Origin of the sequence: Pseudonocardia sp. NPDC049154 (assembly GCF_040648315.1) — a bacterium.
Taxonomy (GTDB): Bacteria; Actinomycetota; Actinomycetes; order Mycobacteriales; family Pseudonocardiaceae; genus Pseudonocardia.
Map to the genome: position 1 here is coordinate 1 of NZ_JBEZDN010000086.1, position 17,487 is coordinate 17,487.

Genomic DNA, 17,487 nt, shown 5'->3' on the forward strand with positions numbered 1-17,487 from the left:
GCGCCGCCGCTCGCCCGCGCACCGGCCCGTCGTGACCCTGGCCGCCGCGGTGCTGGCGTGCGCCGCCGCCCTCGCCGGCACCCTGCACGGCCTCGCCCCCACCGTCGGTCTGCCCGGCGCGCTCGTCGCCGACGCCGCCCTCGCCGCCTGGGCCGGTACCGGCGCCGCCGGCCTGCTCGCCGTCGGGGCGGGGCTGCGTCGGGACCGCCCGCTGCTGCGCCGAATCGGCCTCGCCTTCGCGCTGCTCGCGGCCTCCCACGCCGTGCGGGCGTCGGCAGCCGCGGTCGTCGTGCCCGTCGCGCTGACCCTCGCCGCCACCGCCGCGCTGCTCGCCGCCGCCGTGCCCTTCCTGTTCAGCGCGGTGCGCGGACTCTGGGAGCAGCGCGAGGCGTACCGGGTGGAGGCGGAGCGGCTGCGCGCCGCCCTCCGCTCGGCCGGACCCGACACGCGCGCCCCGGCCGTCGCCGAGGTCGTGGCCCTCGCCGCGGCGGTCGACGAACGCCGCCGGACGACCCGTGGTCCCCTCCGCCTCGTGGCGGCCCCGCCGCCGCGCAGCGAGCCTTCCCCGGCGCCGGAGGGGGCGCCGGGGAAGGTGAGTCGGGGGTAGTGCCCGCGGCGCGGTGACCGCGGTTCGTGGCAGCGGTTGGGAAGCGTCTGCTGGGCTCCCGAAGCGGTGATCTTGCTCGTCATGATCGCTGTTCGGGCCGTCGTACGGCCGCGTGTGGCCGAGGTCGGTCCGGGGCGATGATCTTCTTCGCCGGCCGTCGGCCGATGCCGCGCTGGTCAGGTGGGTGGGGCGGAGCTGGTGGGGTCGGCGGAGCCTTCCGGGACGACCGCATGGGCGCTGCTGCCGGCCGACGCGGCGGGCGCGGTCGTCGTCGGCACGGTGGTCGTCGTGGTGACCGGGGCGGGCGAGGTGGTGGTCGCCGGGTCGGCGCCGCCCTCGGCGGCCGCGGAGAGGCAGCCGGTGGTGGTGTCGGAGGCGTCGGTGGTGCAGGTCGCGCCGTCGGCCCCGCCGTCGAGCAGGTCGGCGCCGGCGCCGCCGTCGAGCGTGTCGAGGCCGGCGCCGCCGTGGAGACGGTCGGCGCCCGCGTCGCCGGAGAGGCGGTCGGCGCCGGCCCCGCCGACGAGGACGTCGCCGCCCGTCCCGCCGGACACGACGTCGTCGCCGTCCCCGGTGGCCACGCAGTCGGCGCTCGCGGAGCCGATCACCGTGTCCGCGACGGGCGAGCCGAGGACCAGGAACGGTCCGGCGCTGCCCGGCCGGTCGCGTGCGGCGTCGAAGCTCGGTTGGGCCGCGGTCAGCGTGATCTTCTCGACGAAGGAGGTCGCGGTCATCCCGGCCACCGTGCACTCGGCCGGCACGTCCGCCGCCGCGACCGGCGATCCGGCGGGTGCGGTGATGGTCGTGGGCGCGACCGTGCTCGTCGGCGTGGTGACGACAGCCAGCGAGCGCGGGGTCGGCGACGCGCTCGTCGCGACGCCGAGCGTGCCGGACACGACGTCGGAGAAGCCCGGGCCGGTGGTGCCGTAGGCGTGGATGAGCAGCGGCACGTTCTGGTCCTTCTTCGGCGTCGCACCGCTCAGCAGGCCGAAGGTGGCCGAGGTCGCCACGGCGGCGGTGCTGCCCGCCGCGACCAAGCTCGCGAGTGTGACCTCGGTGCCGTTGAGCAGGGTGCAGTAGTCCACCGTCGTGCCCCCGAAGGACAAGGTGATCGGTGTCGCCAGGGTCGCCCGCGACCAGGACTTCGTCGACGCCGAGTACGTGCAGAAGGCCGACGAGTACGACGTGGCCGGCTTGGCCTGGAGCGTCAGGCGCGCGGGCGTGGTGCCGGTGTAGACGACGTTCAACGTGGCCGAGGACGTCCCGCCGAGGAGGGCTCCGGTGTAGCTCAGCGCCGGTGCCCGGGACGACGTCCCGATCACCACGGTCGCGGCGCCGACCGTGCCCGGCTTCGCCTCGACGTCCGTGTACCGGGCGTAGGTGCCGCTGCCCCCGGACAGGACGCCCGTGGCGGTGACGACCACCGCCACGAGCGTCCCGGCGATCACTCGGCGTCGCATCGAATTCCCTCGGCTGCGGCCGCCGATCCGAAATCGCATGAATCGGCGGTCATCCGTATTCTCGCGGTGACCTCGAATTGCTCTCTTCAGGTCAGCTCGTCACCTGGTCGAGGTTGAAGGTCGAATTCAGGGTGACGGTGTCGCCCTGAACGATGTTTCCGGTCTCCGCCGGAAGCGAGAACACCAGCGTGTAGGTGCCCTCCTTCCCGCCGCCCAGCGTTCCCCCGGCCGGCAGCTTCTGTCCGGACACGAAGTCCGCGAGCTTGGTCTTCGGCACGGTGGCGCCCGACGGGCTGCCGGTCACCTCGACGTACAGGTAGTCCTGCAGATCACCGGCGGTCTTGCAACCGTCCGAGACCTGGCTCTCGGGCTCGGGGCAGGTCCCGTCGCCGCCCTTCACGCTGAGGCTGTGGGAGAGCGTGCCCGCGACGTTCCCGCTGTTGCGGACCGCGATGGACACGGGCGTCGGGCTCACGTAGCCCGGGGCGATGTTGGAGGCGCTGAACAGCGTGGCGTTGGTGGCGGGGGCTCCCACCTCGAGGTCCAGCGTGCCTGCGCCGATCGTGCCACCCGGGCCGGTCTCCGTGTCGCTGAACGCGGCGTAGGTGCCCGCCCCGATCGCGGCGGCGGCGACCACGAGCGCGACGAGCCCGACGATCAGGCCCCCCTTCTTCTTGCGGTTCTTCTTGTCTTCCGACTGAACGGCCATGCGGATGCTCCGGAGAGTGGATTGCGAAGGGGCCGCGGGAACGGTGCGAAATCGACGCGGCGGGCCTCGAGTATCCGCACCGCACAACGCACCCGCCGATTCCAGTGCGAATCGCCATTCGATCGGGTGGTGTTCCGGCGGGTCGGTGTGTGTTCCGGGTACGACTCGATCGGACGACTGCACCGGGAGGACGGATGGGCTCACACGCGCGCACGGCGGACGCCGACCAGGAGACGGCGCGGCACGCCGCGGCGCCGCCACGGGTGCACCCGTTCCGCCGGGTCCTGAACCTGGTGCTCGGCCTCGTCGTGCTGGTCGTGGTCGCCCTCGCGGCGGCGGTCGCGCTGGTCCCGGCCGTGGTGGGCGGGCACTCGCTGACCGTCCTGTCGGGCTCGATGGAGCCGACGCTGCACGTCGGGTCGGTCGCCGTGATCAAGCCCGTCGACACCGCGCAGGTCAAGCCGGGCGACGTCCTGAACTTCACCGACCGCGACGCCGCCACCGGGCAGGCCCTGGTCGTGACGCACCGCGTCGTCGAGGTCCTGCCGGGACCGGCGTTCGTCACCAAGGGCGACGCCAACCGCACGAACGACCCGGTGCCCGTCGCGGCGCAGGACGTTCACGGCGTCCTCTGGTACGACGTCCCCTACGTCGGCGGCCTCCGCGACCGCCTCGTCAGCCCCGCCGGCCTCGCCATCGCGGGCGGGATCGTCCTCCTCGCGATCGCCCTCGCCCTCCTCGTGCCGAAGCACGCGAAGGAGCAATAGCTCAGCACTGCTCCTTCGGCACGAGACCCTGCTCGCACGCGTACTGCAGCTGGACCTCGCCGCTGGTCGGTCCTCGTCCCGCGCGCGTACCGGGGTCGAGGTACCCCTGATACTCGGGGCAGGAGCTGTCGTACCGCCCGGCGTTCACCGCGCGCTGTCCGCATCCGGCCGTGCTGCGGGCCCTGGATGCCGTGGTCGGTGTGGTCGTGCTCCGGGCGGACTTCACGGAGGTGGGGGCCGCGGCCCGGGTCGCCGTCGTCGGTGCCGGAGGCGTCGTCGTCGAAGTGGCCGGAGCGACCGGAGCGGCTGGTGCCGTCGGAGCGATCGGGGTCGCGACCGGCGCCGGCTGCGGCCCGCTCGCGTACGCCACGTTCAGCCCGACGCCCGCGAAGGCGATCACGCCTCCGGTCGCCATCCCCAGCACCACGCGCCACCAGGCCCGCATCAACACTCGTCCCCCGACGTGTCGGCCGCCCGAACCGGCGGCGTCCACGCCCTCCGTCGCGCAGGGACGGGAGGCTGTTGCAGCGGAGCAGTGGAATCCGCCGAACGGAGCAGTGAACGCGCGCTCCTAACCCTCCAACGCCTCCCGCACCGCGAGGAGCTTGGCGGCGGCCTCGCGGACCTCGGTGTCGGGGTCGGAGTCGGCGACGATGCCGCAGCCCGCGAAGAGGCGGGCGACGGGGCCGTCGAGCTGGGCGCAGCGGAGGGCGACGCCGAGCTCCCCGCCGCCGTCGGCGCCGACCCAGCCGACGGGGCCGGCGTAGCGGCCGCGGTCCATGCCCTCGAGGGCGGCGATGAGGGCCACGGCGTCCTCGCGTGGGGTGCCCCCGACCGCGGCGGTGGGGTGCACCGCGCCGGCGATGCGGAGCAGGGAGGCGTCGCCGCGGACCCGGCCGCGGACGTCGCTGGCCAGGTGCGAGACGTTGTGCAGGGCCAGCACCGTCGGCTCCGAGGGCACCTCGAGCGAGCGGCAGAAGGGGCGCAGCCGCTCGGCCAGCGAGTCGACGGCGTAGGCGTGCTCCACGCGGTTCTTGTCCGAGCTCAGCGACCCCTCGCCCGGCCACACCGTGCCGGCCAGGACCCGCGACTCGACGACCGTGCCGCGCTTGCGGAGCAGCAGCTCCGGGGTCGCCCCCACCAGCCCGTCGACGGCGAAGGCCCAGCAGGTGGGGTAGCGCTCGGCGAGCCCGCGCAGCAGGTGCCGGGGGTCGTGCGGGGCCTCGTCGACCGCGAGGAGGTCGTGGGCGAGTGCGGCCTTGTCCAGCTCACCCGCCCGCATCCGTCGGACGGCCTCGGCGACCGCAGCGCGGTAGCCCGCGACCGGAAGGTCGCCGTCGGCGTAACGGAGCCGCGTGCTGGGCCGGACCGGCTCGGCCGTGGTCATGGGGTGCGGGTCGCCGAACTCGGTGACCCACGCGCGCCCGCCCCGCATCCCGACGACCACCCGCGGCACCACCAGCACGGACCCGGGCGAGCGGTCGGCGAAGGTCAGCGACGCGAACGCGACCGCCCCGGTGCCCGGCAGGCCCACCTCGTCGGTGACGTCGAGCTCGGCGAGCAGCCGCCGCCACCAGGCGTCGGCCTCGGCGAACCGGCCCGCGCCGGTGCCGGTGAAGCGCGCGACCGCGCCCCAGCCGACCAGTCCCTCGCCGCCGCGCACCCAGGACAGGGCGCCCCGCGCCTCCGGCAGGAGCGACAACAGGCCGTCCGCGGGCGGGTCCACCTCACGGGTCCGGACCTCCAGACCGGTGGGCAGCGCAGCGGTCGTCACGCCGTCGAGCGTAGGCACCGCGAACGGTCGGCGCCCGTCCCCGGCGGGGAGGCGGTAGCCACACTCCTATGCTCGACCCATGGCCGGAGGCGTGGCGGGCGAGGTGTTCGTCGAGGCCGGGCGCACCGCCCGGGCCGTCGGCGGCACCCTGTGGCGGCGGCTGCCGACGATCCTCACCGGACTCGCCGTGCTGGCCACGTTCCTGTCGGTCGTCGGGTTCCTCGGGGCCGTGGCCGACGACGTCGCCATCACCCGCAACCGTGCCACGGCCACCGCCGAGGTGCTGGAGGGCTCCACCTTCTCGCGCACGCTCGTGCGGTTCCCGGTGCCGGACGGCCAGCTGCTGGTCCCCGAGCGGGGCGTCTACCACCCGCGCGGCCTGCAGCCCGGCACGACCGTGCTGGTCGAGTACGACCGCGCCGACCCGGACCTGGTCCGCGTGGCGGGGCGCACGGCGTTCTCCGGCCTGCCGCTGACCATCGGGTTCGTCGCCCTCGCGTGGGCGGTGTTCGGCGGGGCGGCGGTGCTCGTGCGCAGGCGGCGTCAGGCCGCCCACCACGAGTAGACCTGCTCGACGACGGCGGGGACCGCCACCAGCAGCCCGTCCGCCGGCATCGGGTCGGGCCGCCCGGCCCGGTCGACGACCACGGCCCCGGCCTCCAGCGCCAGGCAGAGCGCTCCGGCGACGTCCCACTCGTGGTACTCGTCGATCACCGCGGCGACCGCCCGGCCCAGCGCGACCTGCGTGATCGCGAGCGCGGTCGAGCCCAGCACCCGCACGCCCGTGTGGTGCGCGGTCGCGCGCTCGGTGAGCTGCGGCAAGGGCGACTCGGCGCAGACCAGCGCCCCGACGGCGGTGGTGCGGGTCGCCGCGCGCACCGGGGTGCCGTTGGCGCGCACGCCCCGGCCCCGTGCCGCCGCGTACATCTGCGCGCGGCTCGGCTCGGCCACGACGCCGACGACCGGCCCGTCGCCGTCGACCAGGCCGAGGCTGTAGGCGCACCACGGGAAGCCGGCGACGTAGTTGGCCGTGCCGTCGACCGGGTCGACGATCCAGCGGTAGGCCGAGCCGGCCGCCGTGGCGTCGGCGCCGTACTCCTCGCCCACCACCGGGATGCCGGGGAACTCGGCGGCCAGGACGCGGCGGGTGTGCCGTTCGAGCGTGCGGTCGGTGTCGGTGACCCAGTCGAAGGGGTCGGCCTTGGCCTCGGACCCCGGCGCGCGGCCGGCGGTCGCGGCGATCACCTCCGCCGCGTCGTTGGCCAGCCGGCCCGCGACCTCGAGGGCGCGGGAGAGCAGCCCGGGGTCCACCGGGGTCGGGGTGCGGGTGAGGACCGTCATGGCGCCGAGGGTCCGCGAACGGGGTATCGCCGGGGCGTCCCGCCGGTGACGCCCCGGGGTGGGCCCGCGTGAACTCTCGCGCTGTTGTCCGGACGTTCCCCCGCAGGTCATGTCGCCGACGGCGGGCGGCGCGGCGGGCACGACAGCTTCTCCGACGTGCGTGTCGCGATCGTGTCCGAGTGCTTCCTCCCCGTGGTCAACGGCGTCACGAACTCGGTGCTGCGGGTGCTCGAGCACCTGCGCGATGCCGGGCACGACGTCCTCGTCGTCGCCCCCGGCACCGACGAGCCGGACTCCCACGACGGCGTACCGGTCGTGCGAGTGCCGGCGCTGGAGCTGCCGGTGGTGAGCTCGATGCCGGTCGGGGTGCCGAGCCGGCGGATCGTGAAGGCCCTGCGCGCCTTCCGGCCCGACGTCGTGCACCTCGCCGCGCCGTTCGTCGTCGGCGCGCGGGGGCTGTGGGCGGCCCGCCGGCTGGGGATCCCGACGGTCGCGGTCTACCAGACCGACGTCGCCGGGTTCGCCTCGTCGTACGGGCTGGGGCTGACGGCCCGCGCCGCCTGGCGCTGGACCTGCCGGCTGCACGCGCAGGCCGACCGGACGCTCGCGCCGTCGAGCTGGGCCACCGAGGCGCTGCGCGAGCGGGGGGTGCCGCGGGTGCACCAGTGGGCCCGCGGCGTCGACACAAGGCGGTTCACCCCGGCCCGGCGCTCGGCCGCGGTGCGGGAGCGGCTGGCGCCGAACGGGGAGCTGCTGGTCGGCTACGTCGGCCGGCTCGCCCCGGAGAAGCAGGTGGAACGGCTGGCGGCGCTGCGCGGGATGCCCGGCACGCGGCTCGTGGTGGTCGGGGCCGGGCCGAGTGAGGAGCGGCTGCGGGCGGCGCTGCCCGGGGCGGCGTTCCTCGGCTTCCGGGGCGGCGACGAGCTGGCCGAGCTCTACGCCTCCCTCGACGTCTTCGTCCACACCGGCCCCGCCGAGACCTTCTGCCAGGCCGTGCAGGAGGCGCTGGCCAGCGGGCTCCCGGTCATCGCGCCCGACGCCGGCGGCCCGCGCGACCTCGTCCTGCCCGGCCGGACCGGCTACCTCGTCCCGCCCCTGCCCGACGACGAGGCGGGCCGGCCCGGCGCCGACGCCGCCCTCCGCGCCGCGGTCGACCGGCTCCGCGATCCGGGCCTGCGCGCCGGGTTCGGGGCGGCCGCGCGCCGCTCGGTCCTGCGCCGGACCTGGTCGACGGTGTGCGACGAGCTGGTCGGCCACTACTGCGAGGTCGCCGGGATCACGGGGCTCCTCCACGACGAGGCCGCCTGACGTGCGGATCGTCCAGCTCGCCAACTTCTACGGGCCGCGCTCGGGCGGCCTGCGCACCGCGCTCGACGCCCTCGGCGCCGGCTACGCCGCACGCGGGCACGAGGTCGTACTGGTCGTCCCCGGTCCGCGCGCCGAGGACCGCAGGCTCCCCGGCGGCGCCCGCCGGATCACCGTCCCGGCGCCGCGGATCCCCGGCACCGGCGGGTACCGCGCGGTCGACCCGTGGCGGGTGCAACGCCTGCTCGACCGCCTGCGGCCCGACGCACTCGAGGTCTCCGACCGGCTCACCCTGCGCGGGCTGGGCGCCTGGGCCGCGCGCCGCGGGATCCCGAGCGTGGTGATCTCGCACGAGCGGCTCGACCGGCTGCTGCACCAGTTCCTGCTGCCCGAGGGCACCGCCCGCCGGGTCGCCGACCACGCCAACGCGCGGATGGCGGCCGCCTACGACACGGTCGTGTGCACCACCGGGTTCGCGCGGGCGGAGTTCGACCGGATCGGGGTGCGCAACGTCCGGCAGGTCCCGCTCGGCGTGGACCTCGCGACCTTCTCGCCGCTGCGGCACGACCCGGCGTTGCGGGCCCGGCTGGGCGGCGGCGCCGACGCGCTGCTCGTCCACTGCGGGCGGCTGTCGCCGGAGAAGCACCCCGAGCGCAGCGTGGACACGGTCGCCGCGCTGTGCGACGCCGGGCACCGGGTCCGGCTGGTCGTCGCCGGGGACGGGCCGCGGCGGGCGGCGCTGGAGCGGCGGGCGGCCGGGCTACCGGTGTCCTTCCTCGGGTTCGTGCCGGACCGGGCGCGGCTGGCGACCCTGCTGGCGTCGGCCGACGTCTCGCTCGCCCCGGGCCCGCACGAGACCTTCGGGCTCTCCGCGCTCGAGTCGCTGGCCAGCGGCACGCCGGTGGTGGTGTCACGGTCCTCGGCGCTGCCCGAGATCGTCGGCGACGCCGGGGCCGAGGACTCCCCGGAGGACTTCGCCCGCGGCGTCACGACCCACCTCGCCGCCGACGAAGGCGTGCGCCGCAGCGCCGCCCGCACCCGCGCCGAGGGTTACGGCTGGCCCGCCTCCGTGGAGCGCATGCTGTCCGTCCTCACCCCGTGAGCGGCAACTGCCCATAGAGGGGCAGCTGCCGCTCACGACCCCTGCTGACCTGCGGATGAGGCGAAGGACCGCGCGACGACCCGGGCGGCCTCGGCGACGGTCCCGGCGGCGTCGACGTCGGGGCCGGGCGGCTCGGTGTACACCGCGATCACCAGCGGGGCACGGCCGGGCGGCCACACGACCGCGACGTCGTTGACCTCGCCCCGCGCGCCCGCCCCGGTCTTGTCGCCGACGACCCAGTCCGCGGGCAGGCCTGCCCGGATACGGGTCGCGCCGGTGGTGTTGGCCTTGAGCCAGCCGACGAGGACGTCGCGGTTGTCGGGTGTCAGGCCGTCGTCGAGGGCGAAGAGGCGGACGTTCGCGGCCATGCGCGCCGGGGTGGAGGTGTCCAGGTCGCCGTCCCGGACGTTGAGCGCCGTCTCGGTGCGGTCCAGCCGGCTGACCGGGTCACCCGCGCGGCGCAGGAACGCCGTGACCGTCCCGGGACCGCCCAGCACGCCGAGCAGCAGGTTCATGGCGGTGTTGTCGCTGAGGGTCATCGCGGCGTGGCAGAGCTCGCCGACCGTCATCGACGTGTGCTTCCCGGTCTCGGGGGAGTTCGGGACCAGCACGCCCGAGCTGTACGGCACCACCCGGTCCAGGATGTCCCGGTCGGCCTCGAACCGCCGGCGGTGCAGGACCGCGGCCGCGGTCAGCAGCTTGCCGGTCGAGCACAGCAGGAACCGCTCGTCGGCCCGGTGCCCGAGCGCGGCGCCGGAGCCGGTGTCCAGCGCGGACACGCCCAGGCGGCCGCCGGAGCGACGTTCGAGGTCGGCCAGCTCGGCCTGGGCGGGAGCGGGGTCGAACGCGGGTGCAGGCCTTGTGGCGGGCGGGTCGGCACAGCCGGCCGCGAGGGCACCCAGCCCGGCCAGGCCGGCGAGGAGGACCGCGCGACGGGGGAGCGGGTCGATCATGTGACGCACGGTAGGCGGTCGCCCACCCTCCGTCCTCCGTAGAGTCACGGATGCCCGGTGGTGGTCGGGCGGGCGAGGCTCGTGGGCATGAACAGGACCGTGGTGGTCGAGCCCACCGGCGAGCACGCGACGATCGACACCGCCCTGGCCCGCGACGCGATCGCCGGCCTCCTCGACGCCGACCCGGACGTCCGGCGGCGGGTGGCGGAGCTGGTCCAGCTGGAGCCGGAGCGCGTCGCGCCGCCCGTGCTGTACGCGCTGTCCGAGGTGCTGCTCGACCATGGCCGCCCCGCCGACGCCGCCTTCTGGTTCTACGCCGGGCAGGTCCGCGCCCGTTTCGACGCCCGCCGCTGCACGGACGCGACCGCCGCAGCCGCCGTCGACGCCCTCGACCAGCGGTTCGGCGGCCCGATCAACCGCTTCGCCTTCACCGACCCCGAGCGGCTGCGGCGCACGGTGATCCGTGCCGTGGCCTGGGACCGCCGCACCCCGCACGCCTACGACCACCGCTGGATCGCACTGCACGGGATGGGCGCCTACCTCGGCTCCGAGGGTCCGCTCTCGGTGCCGGAGGAGGAGTGGGAGGCCCTCGCCGCCCGCACCCGCGCCGAGTACCTCGAGGGCCTCCGCACCGCCCTCCGCGCCATCCCCCACCCCCGCTGACCCCGGCTCGCCGACTCGGTGACGTCGAAGTACCGACTCGGTGTCGTCGAAGTACCGACTCGGTGACGTCGAAGTGTCGACTCGGTGACCTGGAAGTGCCGACTCGCGGGTGGGGTGGCCGTCGCTCCGCGAGTCGGGAGTTCCTGCACCGCGAGTCGGGAGTTCGTGCACCGCGAGTCGGGAGTTCGTGCAGCGCGAGTCGTGGGTGTGGGCTTCGGTGAATCGGGGTCGGCCGCCCTCCGGCCCACGGGCGGGGTGCCGGGGCGGGGCCGTAGGGTTCCCGCTGTGGGCAGGGCCGAGCTCGACAAGGACCCGCACGACGTCGCGGCGATGTTCGACGACGTCGCGCGGCGTTACGACCTCACCAACACCGTCCTGACCGCCGGGCAGGACCGGCGCTGGCGGCGGTTGACCCGGGAGGCCCTGGAGCTGCAGCCCGGTCAGCGGGTGCTGGACCTGGCCGCCGGGACCGCGGTGTCGACGGTCGAGCTGGCGAAGTCCGGGGCCTGGACCGTCGCGGCCGACTTCTCCCTCGGCATGCTGAAGGCCGGCGCGCAACGCCCGGTGCCCAAGGTGGCCGCCGACGCCCTGCACCTGCCCTTCGCCGACGACGCCTTCGACGCCGTCACGATCAGCTTCGGCCTCCGCAACGTCGCCGACACCGCCCGCGCCCTCGCCGAGCTCGCCCGCGTCACCCGGCCCGGCGGGCGGCTCGTGGTGTGCGAGTTCGGCACCCCGACGTGGACGCCGTACCGGATCGCCTACCAGGACGTGGTGCTGCGCCGGGTCCTCCCGGCGATCGCGCGCCGGGTCGCGTCGAACCCCGAGGCCTACACGTACCTGAGCGACTCGATCCTCGACTGGCACCCGCAGCGCCGGCTCGCGGAGATCATCGCGGGCGCCGGGTGGTCCAGGGTGGCCTGGCGGGACCTCGCCGGTGGGGCCGTCGCCCTGCACCGCGCCACCAAGACCGCCTGACGACGGCCCGCGCGGCCGCGCTGGGCGGATACCGGAGCCGCGATGTCCAGCGGAGCGCGCGGCACACCTCCCGGAGTCGTCCGGGTGTGCCGACGGTTCCTGCAGGTGTGCGGCCTCGTCCTGGCGGCGCCGCCGGCCCTGCGCCCCGCCGTCGAGGCACCTGATCAGCCGAGCACGGCACAGGTCGCCGACTCGCGGAAGCGCAGCTCCCGACTCGCGGAAGCGCAGGGCGCGACTCGCGGGAGCAGAGGGCGCGATTCGGGGGGCCCCGGCGATCTTCGCGCTGATCGTTCCCCAGCTCCCGACCCGATCGGTCGGGGGGTGCCTGGACATCCCGCCGAACTTCGTGAAACAGTTCACAAGAACCTCGTGAACCAGTTCACAAGGAGCGGAATGCAGGCGCCCGAGCCCACCACCAACGGCGCCGCGGCCCCGCAGGCCGCGGACTCGCGCGGTGCTGCCGGGCGCACGGCGGGAACCGCGGACGCGGACGTGCTCGTCGTCGGCGCCGGACCTGCCGGCTCGACGGCCGCGGCCCACCTCGCGCGCGCGGGGCTGGACGTGCTGGTGCTGGAGAAGGCGACCTTCCCCCGCCCCAAGGTGTGCGGCGACGGCTTCACCCCGCGCGGCATGAAGCAGATCATCGACCTGGGCATCGACTGCTCCGAGGAGAACGGCTGGCTGCACAACCGCGGCCTGCGCGTGGTCGCCGGCGGGGTGAGCCTCGACCTGCCCTGGCCCACGCTCGCGAGCTTCCCGGACTTCGGCGCCGTCCGCCCCCGCCAGGACTTCGACGAGCTGCTGGTCCGGCACGCGGAGAAGCAGGGCGCCCGGCTGCGCGAGGCCACCACGGTCTCCGCCGCGGTCACGGACGAGCGGACCGGTCGGGTCGTGGGCGTCGAGGGGCACGAGGGGCCGGAGAAGCGGCCGGTGTCGTACCGCGCGCCGCTGACCCTGGCCTGCGACGGCGTGTCGGCGCGGGTCGCGCTCTCGCTCGGCATCGCGAAGGACGACCGCAAGCCGCTCGGGGTCGCCGTGCGGCGCTACTACGAGAGCCCGCGCACCCACGACGACCACCTCGAGACCCACCTCGAGATCTGGGACCGCTCCGACCCGGAGCACCCGCGGCTCCTGCCCGGCTACGGCTGGATCTTCGGGATGGGCGACGGCACGTCGAACGTCGGGCTCGGCGTGCTCGCCACCGACCGCAAGGGCGGCGGTTCCTGGGACTACCGGGCGCTGCTGCGGTCCTGGCTGGACGGTCTGCCGGAGGAGTGGGGCTACCGGGAGGACGGCGCCGTCGGCGGCATCGGCGGCGCGGCGCTGCCGATGGGTTTCAACCGGACCCCGCACTACCGCCCCGGCCTGCTCCTCGTCGGTGACGCCGGGGGCATGGTCAACCCGCTCAACGGCGAGGGCATCGCCTACGCGATGGAGTCGGCCACGGTGGCCGCCCGGTGCGCGGTGCAGGCCCTCGCCCGGTCCGGCGACTCCCGCGAGGCCGCACTGGCCGCGTACCCGCGGGAGATCAGCCGGGCGCTGGGCCGCTACTACCGGCTCGGCACCGTCGCCGCCCGCCTGATCGGCAACCCGACCGTCATGCGGGTCGCCACCCGGCACGGGCTGCCGCGGCGTTCGGTGATGCAGGCCCTGCTCAAATTGCTCGCCAACCTCTACGACGACCCGACCACCGCGCACGACCGGAAGGAGGGGGAGTGGAGCGACCGCATACTCGGCGCGTTGACCCGGCTCACCCCGGCCCTCTGAGATCCCGGGCACGGGACCGGTAAGGCGGGCCTGACCACCCGGGCGTGATCCCGCGCACGTAGGGTCACGCCGCGGACCGGCCGGGTCACCCACCGCCACGTTCAGACCAGTCGGCAGTGCAGACAACGAAGGTGCACGATGCTCGATCCCTATCTCGCGTTGTTCCTGATGTTCGTCCTCGCGGGAGCGTTCGCGCTGTTCTCGGTGACGGCCGCCCCGTACGTCGGGCCGCGTCGGTACAACCGCGCCAAGCTGGACTCCTACGAGTGCGGGATCGAGCCCTCGCCCAAGCCGGTGGTGGGTGCCGGCCGGATGCCGGTCGCCTACTACCTCACGGCGATGCTGTTCATCCTCTTCGACATCGAGATGGTCTTCCTCTACCCGTTCGCGGTGAACGCGGACGCGCTCGGCCTGTTCGGCCTGGTGGAGATCGTCCTGTTCATCGTCACCGTGGGCTTCGCGTACGCGTACGTGTGGCGCCGCGGCGGCCTCGACTGGAACTAGGGGAACCGGAATGGGACTCGAGGAGCACCTGCCCAGCGGCGTCCTGCTGACCAGCGTGGAGAAGCTGGTCAACTGGACCCGGAAGTCGTCGCTCTGGCCCGCCACCTTCGGTCTGGCCTGCTGCGCGATCGAGATGATGACCACCGGTGCGCCGCGCTACGACCTGGCCCGGTTCGGCATGGAGGTCTTCCGGGCCTCGCCCCGCCAGGCCGACCTGATGATCGTGGCCGGCCGGGTGAGCAACAAGATGGCGCCGGTCCTGCGGCAGATCTACGACCAGATGCCCGAACCCCGGTGGGTGCTGGCGATGGGCGTCTGCGCCAGCTCCGGCGGGATGTTCAACAACTACGCGGTCGTGCAGGGCGTCGACCACGTCGTGCCGGTCGACATGTACCTCCCCGGCTGCCCCCCGCGGCCGGAGATGCTCATGGACGCGATCCTCAAGATCCACGCGAAGATCATGGACGAGCCGCTGGGCAGCAAGCGGGCCGCGCAGCTGGCCGCGAGCGGGCACAAGACCGAGCTCGTGCCCTCGTCCATCAAGTACGCGAAGAAGAAGTAGCGATGACGGAACCCACGGGAACGTCCAAGGACGACCAGGAGCCCACCGGCGGGAAGCAGTCGTCGGCCGAGGCGGGCGGCGCGGCCACCGAGGAGCAGCGCGCCCGGGGCGGCGAGCCACCGCGCGAGGGCGGGCTCGAGCAGTCCACCGACGGAGCGGTCGGCGCCGACACCTCGCCCGAGGGCGGCACCCGGCTCGCCCCGACCCGCGAGCGCCGCGGCATGTTCGGCGTCCGCGGCAGCGGCGACACCTCCGGCTTCGGCGGGCTCACGCTCCCCGGCTACGCCCCGGCCCCCGCCGAGCGGCCCTACGGCGGCTGGTTCGACGAGCTGGCCGACGAGCTCGCCGAGGCCCTGGACCGCAACGGGATCGCCCGCTCGGCGGTCCGGCAGATCACGATCGACCGCGGCGAGATCACCTTCTACGTGGAGCGCGAGCGGATCCTCGAGCTCTGCCGGCTGCTGCGGGACGAGCCGACGCTGCGCTTCGAGCTCTGCTCGAGCGTGTCCGGCGTGGACTACACCGCGCCCGACGGCGCCGAGGTCCGCCAGCCGCTGCACGTCGTCTACCAGCTGCTCTCGATGACCTACCGGCGGCGGATCCGGCTCGAGGTCGCGCTCGACGTGGCCGACCCGCACGTGCCCAGCGTCGTCGAGGTCTACCCGACGGCGGACTGGCACGAGCGCGAGACCTGGGACATGTTCGGCGTGATCTTCGACGGCCACCCGGCGCTGACCCGGATCCTCATGCCGGACGACTGGGAGGGCCACCCGCAGCGCAAGGACTACCCGCTGGGCGGGATCCCCGTGGAGTACAAGGGCGCCGAGATACCGCCGCCCGACGAGCGGAGGGCGTACTCGTGACCACAGATCCGTACGCGGAGGCGCGGGAGACCACCGAGGGGACCGTCTACACGGTCACCGGCGGGGACTGGGACTCGTTGCTGGACAGCGTGTCCACCGACGAGCACGACGACCGCATCGTGATCAACATGGGCCCCCAGCACCCGTCGACGCACGGCGTGCTCCGGCTCGTGCTGGAGCTCGAGGGCGAGACCGTGACGCAGGCCCGGTCGGTGATCGGCTACCTGCACACCGGCATCGAGAAGAACTGCGAGTACCGGAACTGGACCCAGGGCGTCACGTTCGTGACGCGCATGGACTACCTGGCGCCGCTGTTCAACGAGGCCGCGTACTGCCTCGGCGTGGAGAAGCTGCTCGAGGTGGAGGCCCCGCGGCGGGCGCAGCTGATCCGCGTGCTGCTCATGGAGATCAACCGGATCGGCTCGCACCTGGTGTGCCTGGCGACCGGCGGCATGGAGCTCGGCGCGCTCACCGGTATGACGGCCGGCTTCCGCGAGCGCGAGGAGGTTCTGCACCTGCTCGAGTACCTGACCGGGCTGCGGATGAACCACGCGTACATCCGGCCCGGCGGCCTCGCCCAGGACCTCCCGGAGGACTGGAAGGAGAAGGTCACCGATTTCGTCAAGGTGATGAAATCGCGCCTCCCGGACTACGACAAGCTCCTCACCGGCCAGCCGATCTGGAAGCAGCGCCTCGAGGGCGTCGGGTACCTGCCGGTCGACGGCTGCCTGGCGCTCGGCGCCACCGGCCCCATCCTGCGCAGCGCGGGCCTGCCCTGGGACCAGCGCAAGATCGAGCCGTACTCCTGCTACGAGGAGTTCGACTTCGAGGTCCCGACGGCGACGGAGGCGGACTGCTACGCCCGCTACCGGCTGCGGGTGGCCGAGATCCACGAGTCCATCAAGATCATCGAGCAGGCCGTGCGGAAGATCGAGCCCGGCCCGGTGATGGTGCAGGACCGCAAGATCGCGTGGCCCGCCCAGCTGTCCATCGGCAGCGACGGCATGGGCAACTCGCTCGAGCACGTCCGCAAGATCATGGGCCAGTCGATGGAGTCCCTGATCCACCACTTCAAGCTGGTCACCGAGGGCTTCCACGTCCCGCCCGGCCAGGTGTACTCGACCGTCGAGTCGCCGCGCGGCGAGCTGGGCTACCACCTCGTGTCCGACGGCGGCACGCGCCCGGTGCGCGTCCACGTCCGGGACCCCAGCTTCGTGAACCTGCAGACCATGCCGGCGATGAGCGAGGGCGGCATGGTCGCCGACGTCATCGCCGCCGTCGCGAGCATCGACCCCGTCATGGGAGGTGTGGACCGGTGACCCTCCCCGAGGGAACGCCCGAGAAGCTGCCCGGGCCCGCGGCCCCGGCCGAGCGGACCTGGGAGGCGCAGCCCGACCAGCATCCCGTCTCGCCGACCTTCGACGAGCTCACCCGGCAGCGGGCGAAGGAGATCATCGCCCGCTACCCGGTGGCGCGGTCCGCGCTGCTCCCGCTGCTGCACCTCGTGCAGTCCGTGGAGGGGTACGTCAGCCAGGACGGCATCCGCTTCTGCGCGGAGCAGCTGGAGCTGACGACCGCCGAGGTCAGCGCGGTGGCGACCTTCTACACGATGTACAAGCGCACCCCGTGCGGCGAGCACCTGGTGAGCGTCTGCACCAACACGCTGTGCGCGGCGCTCGGCGGCGACGCCATCTACCGCAGCCTCACCGAGGCACTCGGCGGCCCCGACCGCCCGCTCGGCCACGAGGAGACGGCCGGTGAGCCCGGCACCCCCGGCTCGATCACCCTCGAGCACGCGGAGTGCCTCGCGGCCTGCGACCTCGGCCCGGTGCTGCAGGTCAACTACGAGTACTACGACAACCAGACCCCGGAGTCGGCCGTCGCGCTCGTCGAGGCGCTGCGCCGCGGCGAGCGGCCGCCGCCGACCCGTGGTGCGCCGCTGACGGACCTGCGCACCGTCGAGCTGGAGCTGGCCGGTTTCACGGACGACGAGACGGTCGCCGCGGCGGCCGTCGCCGGTCCGTCGGCCGCCACGGAGTCGTTGCGCGGCACCGCGCTGGCCGCCGAGCACGGCTGGGCCGCGCCGGCGCTGCCCGACGAGCCCCCCGCCCTGCCGCCTCTCCCGGAGAAGTGAG

At 74.5% G+C, this 17,487-nt stretch carries 19 protein-coding genes and 1 pseudogene; 14 read left to right on the forward strand and 6 right to left on the reverse strand.

The window, feature by feature from the left end; genetic code table 11:
* Nucleotides 1-607: pseudogene (locus tag AB0B41_RS30150) on the forward strand (hypothetical protein); the annotation flags it as partial.
* Between the two features lie 176 nt (nucleotides 608-783).
* Here the strand turns inward: AB0B41_RS30150 and AB0B41_RS30155 are convergent.
* Both AB0B41_RS30155 and AB0B41_RS30160 read right to left on the reverse strand, forming a co-directional pair.
* Nucleotides 784-2,064 (reverse strand): hypothetical protein, encoded by a 1,281-nt coding sequence (locus AB0B41_RS30155; RefSeq protein WP_358209301.1) that lies wholly within the window; start codon nucleotides 2,062-2,064, stop codon nucleotides 784-786.
* Nucleotides 2,065-2,155: 91 nt separating this feature from the next.
* Nucleotides 2,156-2,773: a TasA family protein gene (locus AB0B41_RS30160; RefSeq protein ID WP_358209303.1), complete on the reverse strand. Its 618-nt coding sequence runs from the start codon at nucleotides 2,771-2,773 to the stop codon at nucleotides 2,156-2,158.
* Between the two features lie 194 nt (nucleotides 2,774-2,967).
* Here AB0B41_RS30160 and AB0B41_RS30165 point away from each other — a divergent pair, with 194 nt between their 5' ends.
* Nucleotides 2,968-3,540 carry a signal peptidase I gene (locus AB0B41_RS30165; RefSeq protein ID WP_358209305.1) on the forward strand — a complete coding sequence of 191 codons (573 nt, stop codon included), beginning with the start codon at nucleotides 2,968-2,970 and terminating at the stop codon, nucleotides 3,538-3,540.
* A gap of 1 nt (nucleotide 3,541) precedes the next feature.
* Here the strand turns inward: AB0B41_RS30165 and AB0B41_RS30170 are convergent, their stop codons facing one another.
* Nucleotides 3,542-3,688, reverse strand: a complete 147-nt coding sequence (locus tag AB0B41_RS30170; RefSeq protein ID WP_358209307.1) for a hypothetical protein — start codon at nucleotides 3,686-3,688, stop codon at nucleotides 3,542-3,544.
* 22 nt (nucleotides 3,689-3,710) lie between these two features.
* On the opposite strand from AB0B41_RS30170, the gene AB0B41_RS30175 reads away from it, so the two are divergent.
* Nucleotides 3,711-4,115, forward strand: a complete 405-nt coding sequence (locus AB0B41_RS30175; RefSeq protein WP_358209309.1) for a hypothetical protein — start codon at nucleotides 3,711-3,713, stop codon at nucleotides 4,113-4,115.
* Here the strand turns inward: AB0B41_RS30175 and AB0B41_RS30180 are convergent.
* On the reverse strand, nucleotides 4,112-5,314 hold the full coding sequence (locus AB0B41_RS30180) for an isochorismate synthase (RefSeq protein WP_358209311.1): 1,203 nt from the start codon (nucleotides 5,312-5,314) through the stop codon (nucleotides 4,112-4,114). The genes AB0B41_RS30175 and AB0B41_RS30180 overlap by 4 nt on opposite strands.
* 79 nt (nucleotides 5,315-5,393) lie before the next feature.
* Between AB0B41_RS30180 and AB0B41_RS30185 the strand changes: the two genes are divergently transcribed.
* The gene (locus AB0B41_RS30185) at nucleotides 5,394-5,879 is read left to right on the forward strand and encodes a DUF3592 domain-containing protein (RefSeq protein WP_358209313.1); all 486 of its coding nucleotides are present in this window, start codon (nucleotides 5,394-5,396) and stop codon (nucleotides 5,877-5,879) included.
* On the opposite strand, the gene AB0B41_RS30190 is transcribed toward AB0B41_RS30185, so the two are convergent.
* Entirely contained in the window at nucleotides 5,858-6,655 is a 798-nt protein-coding gene (locus AB0B41_RS30190) for an inositol monophosphatase family protein (RefSeq protein WP_358209315.1), read from the reverse strand. The genes AB0B41_RS30185 and AB0B41_RS30190 overlap by 22 nt on opposite strands.
* A gap of 84 nt (nucleotides 6,656-6,739) precedes the next feature.
* Here AB0B41_RS30190 and AB0B41_RS30195 point away from each other — a divergent pair, with 84 nt between their 5' ends.
* Nucleotides 6,740-7,963: a glycosyltransferase family 1 protein gene (locus AB0B41_RS30195; RefSeq protein ID WP_358209317.1), complete on the forward strand. Its 1,224-nt coding sequence runs from the start codon at nucleotides 6,740-6,742 to the stop codon at nucleotides 7,961-7,963.
* A 1-nt stretch (nucleotide 7,964) separates the two neighbouring features.
* Entirely contained in the window at nucleotides 7,965-9,062 is a 1,098-nt protein-coding gene (locus AB0B41_RS30200) for a glycosyltransferase (RefSeq protein WP_358209319.1), read from the forward strand.
* 32 nt (nucleotides 9,063-9,094) lie between these two features.
* Here AB0B41_RS30200 and bla read toward each other — a convergent pair whose 3' ends face one another.
* Nucleotides 9,095-10,015 carry a class A beta-lactamase gene (bla, locus tag AB0B41_RS30205; RefSeq protein WP_358209321.1) on the reverse strand — a complete coding sequence of 307 codons (921 nt, stop codon included), beginning with the start codon at nucleotides 10,013-10,015 and terminating at the stop codon, nucleotides 9,095-9,097.
* Between the two features lie 87 nt (nucleotides 10,016-10,102).
* Here bla and AB0B41_RS30210 point away from each other — a divergent pair, with 87 nt between their 5' ends.
* The 8 genes from AB0B41_RS30210 (at nucleotide 10,103) to nuoE (ending at nucleotide 17,486) form a co-directional block, all read left to right on the forward strand.
* Entirely contained in the window at nucleotides 10,103-10,678 is a 576-nt protein-coding gene (locus tag AB0B41_RS30210; RefSeq protein ID WP_358209323.1) for a hypothetical protein, read from the forward strand.
* Between the two features lie 285 nt (nucleotides 10,679-10,963).
* A complete protein-coding gene (locus AB0B41_RS30215) occupies nucleotides 10,964-11,656 on the forward strand; it encodes a demethylmenaquinone methyltransferase (protein ID WP_358209325.1) in 693 nt (230 codons plus the stop codon).
* A 393-nt stretch (nucleotides 11,657-12,049) separates the two neighbouring features.
* Nucleotides 12,050-13,423, forward strand: coding sequence for a geranylgeranyl reductase family protein (locus AB0B41_RS30220; RefSeq protein WP_358209327.1), 1,374 nt, complete (start codon nucleotides 12,050-12,052; stop codon nucleotides 13,421-13,423).
* A gap of 138 nt (nucleotides 13,424-13,561) precedes the next feature.
* Nucleotides 13,562-13,927 (forward strand): NADH-quinone oxidoreductase subunit A, encoded by a 366-nt coding sequence (locus AB0B41_RS30225; protein ID WP_037053122.1) that lies wholly within the window; start codon nucleotides 13,562-13,564, stop codon nucleotides 13,925-13,927.
* A gap of 10 nt (nucleotides 13,928-13,937) precedes the next feature.
* Entirely contained in the window at nucleotides 13,938-14,489 is a 552-nt protein-coding gene (locus tag AB0B41_RS30230; protein ID WP_358209329.1) for an NADH-quinone oxidoreductase subunit B family protein, read from the forward strand.
* A gap of 2 nt (nucleotides 14,490-14,491) precedes the next feature.
* Entirely contained in the window at nucleotides 14,492-15,352 is an 861-nt protein-coding gene (locus AB0B41_RS30235) for an NADH-quinone oxidoreductase subunit C (RefSeq protein WP_358209331.1), read from the forward strand.
* Entirely contained in the window at nucleotides 15,349-16,671 is a 1,323-nt protein-coding gene (locus tag AB0B41_RS30240; RefSeq protein WP_358209333.1) for an NADH-quinone oxidoreductase subunit D, read from the forward strand. The genes AB0B41_RS30235 and AB0B41_RS30240 overlap by 4 nt, the downstream gene beginning before the upstream one ends.
* Complete coding sequence (gene nuoE / locus AB0B41_RS30245) at nucleotides 16,668-17,486, forward strand: NADH-quinone oxidoreductase subunit NuoE (RefSeq protein WP_358209335.1); 819 nt, start codon at nucleotides 16,668-16,670, stop codon at nucleotides 17,484-17,486. Before AB0B41_RS30240 ends, nuoE begins: the two co-directional genes overlap by 4 nt.
* The last annotated feature ends 1 nt before the right edge of the window (nucleotide 17,487 follow it).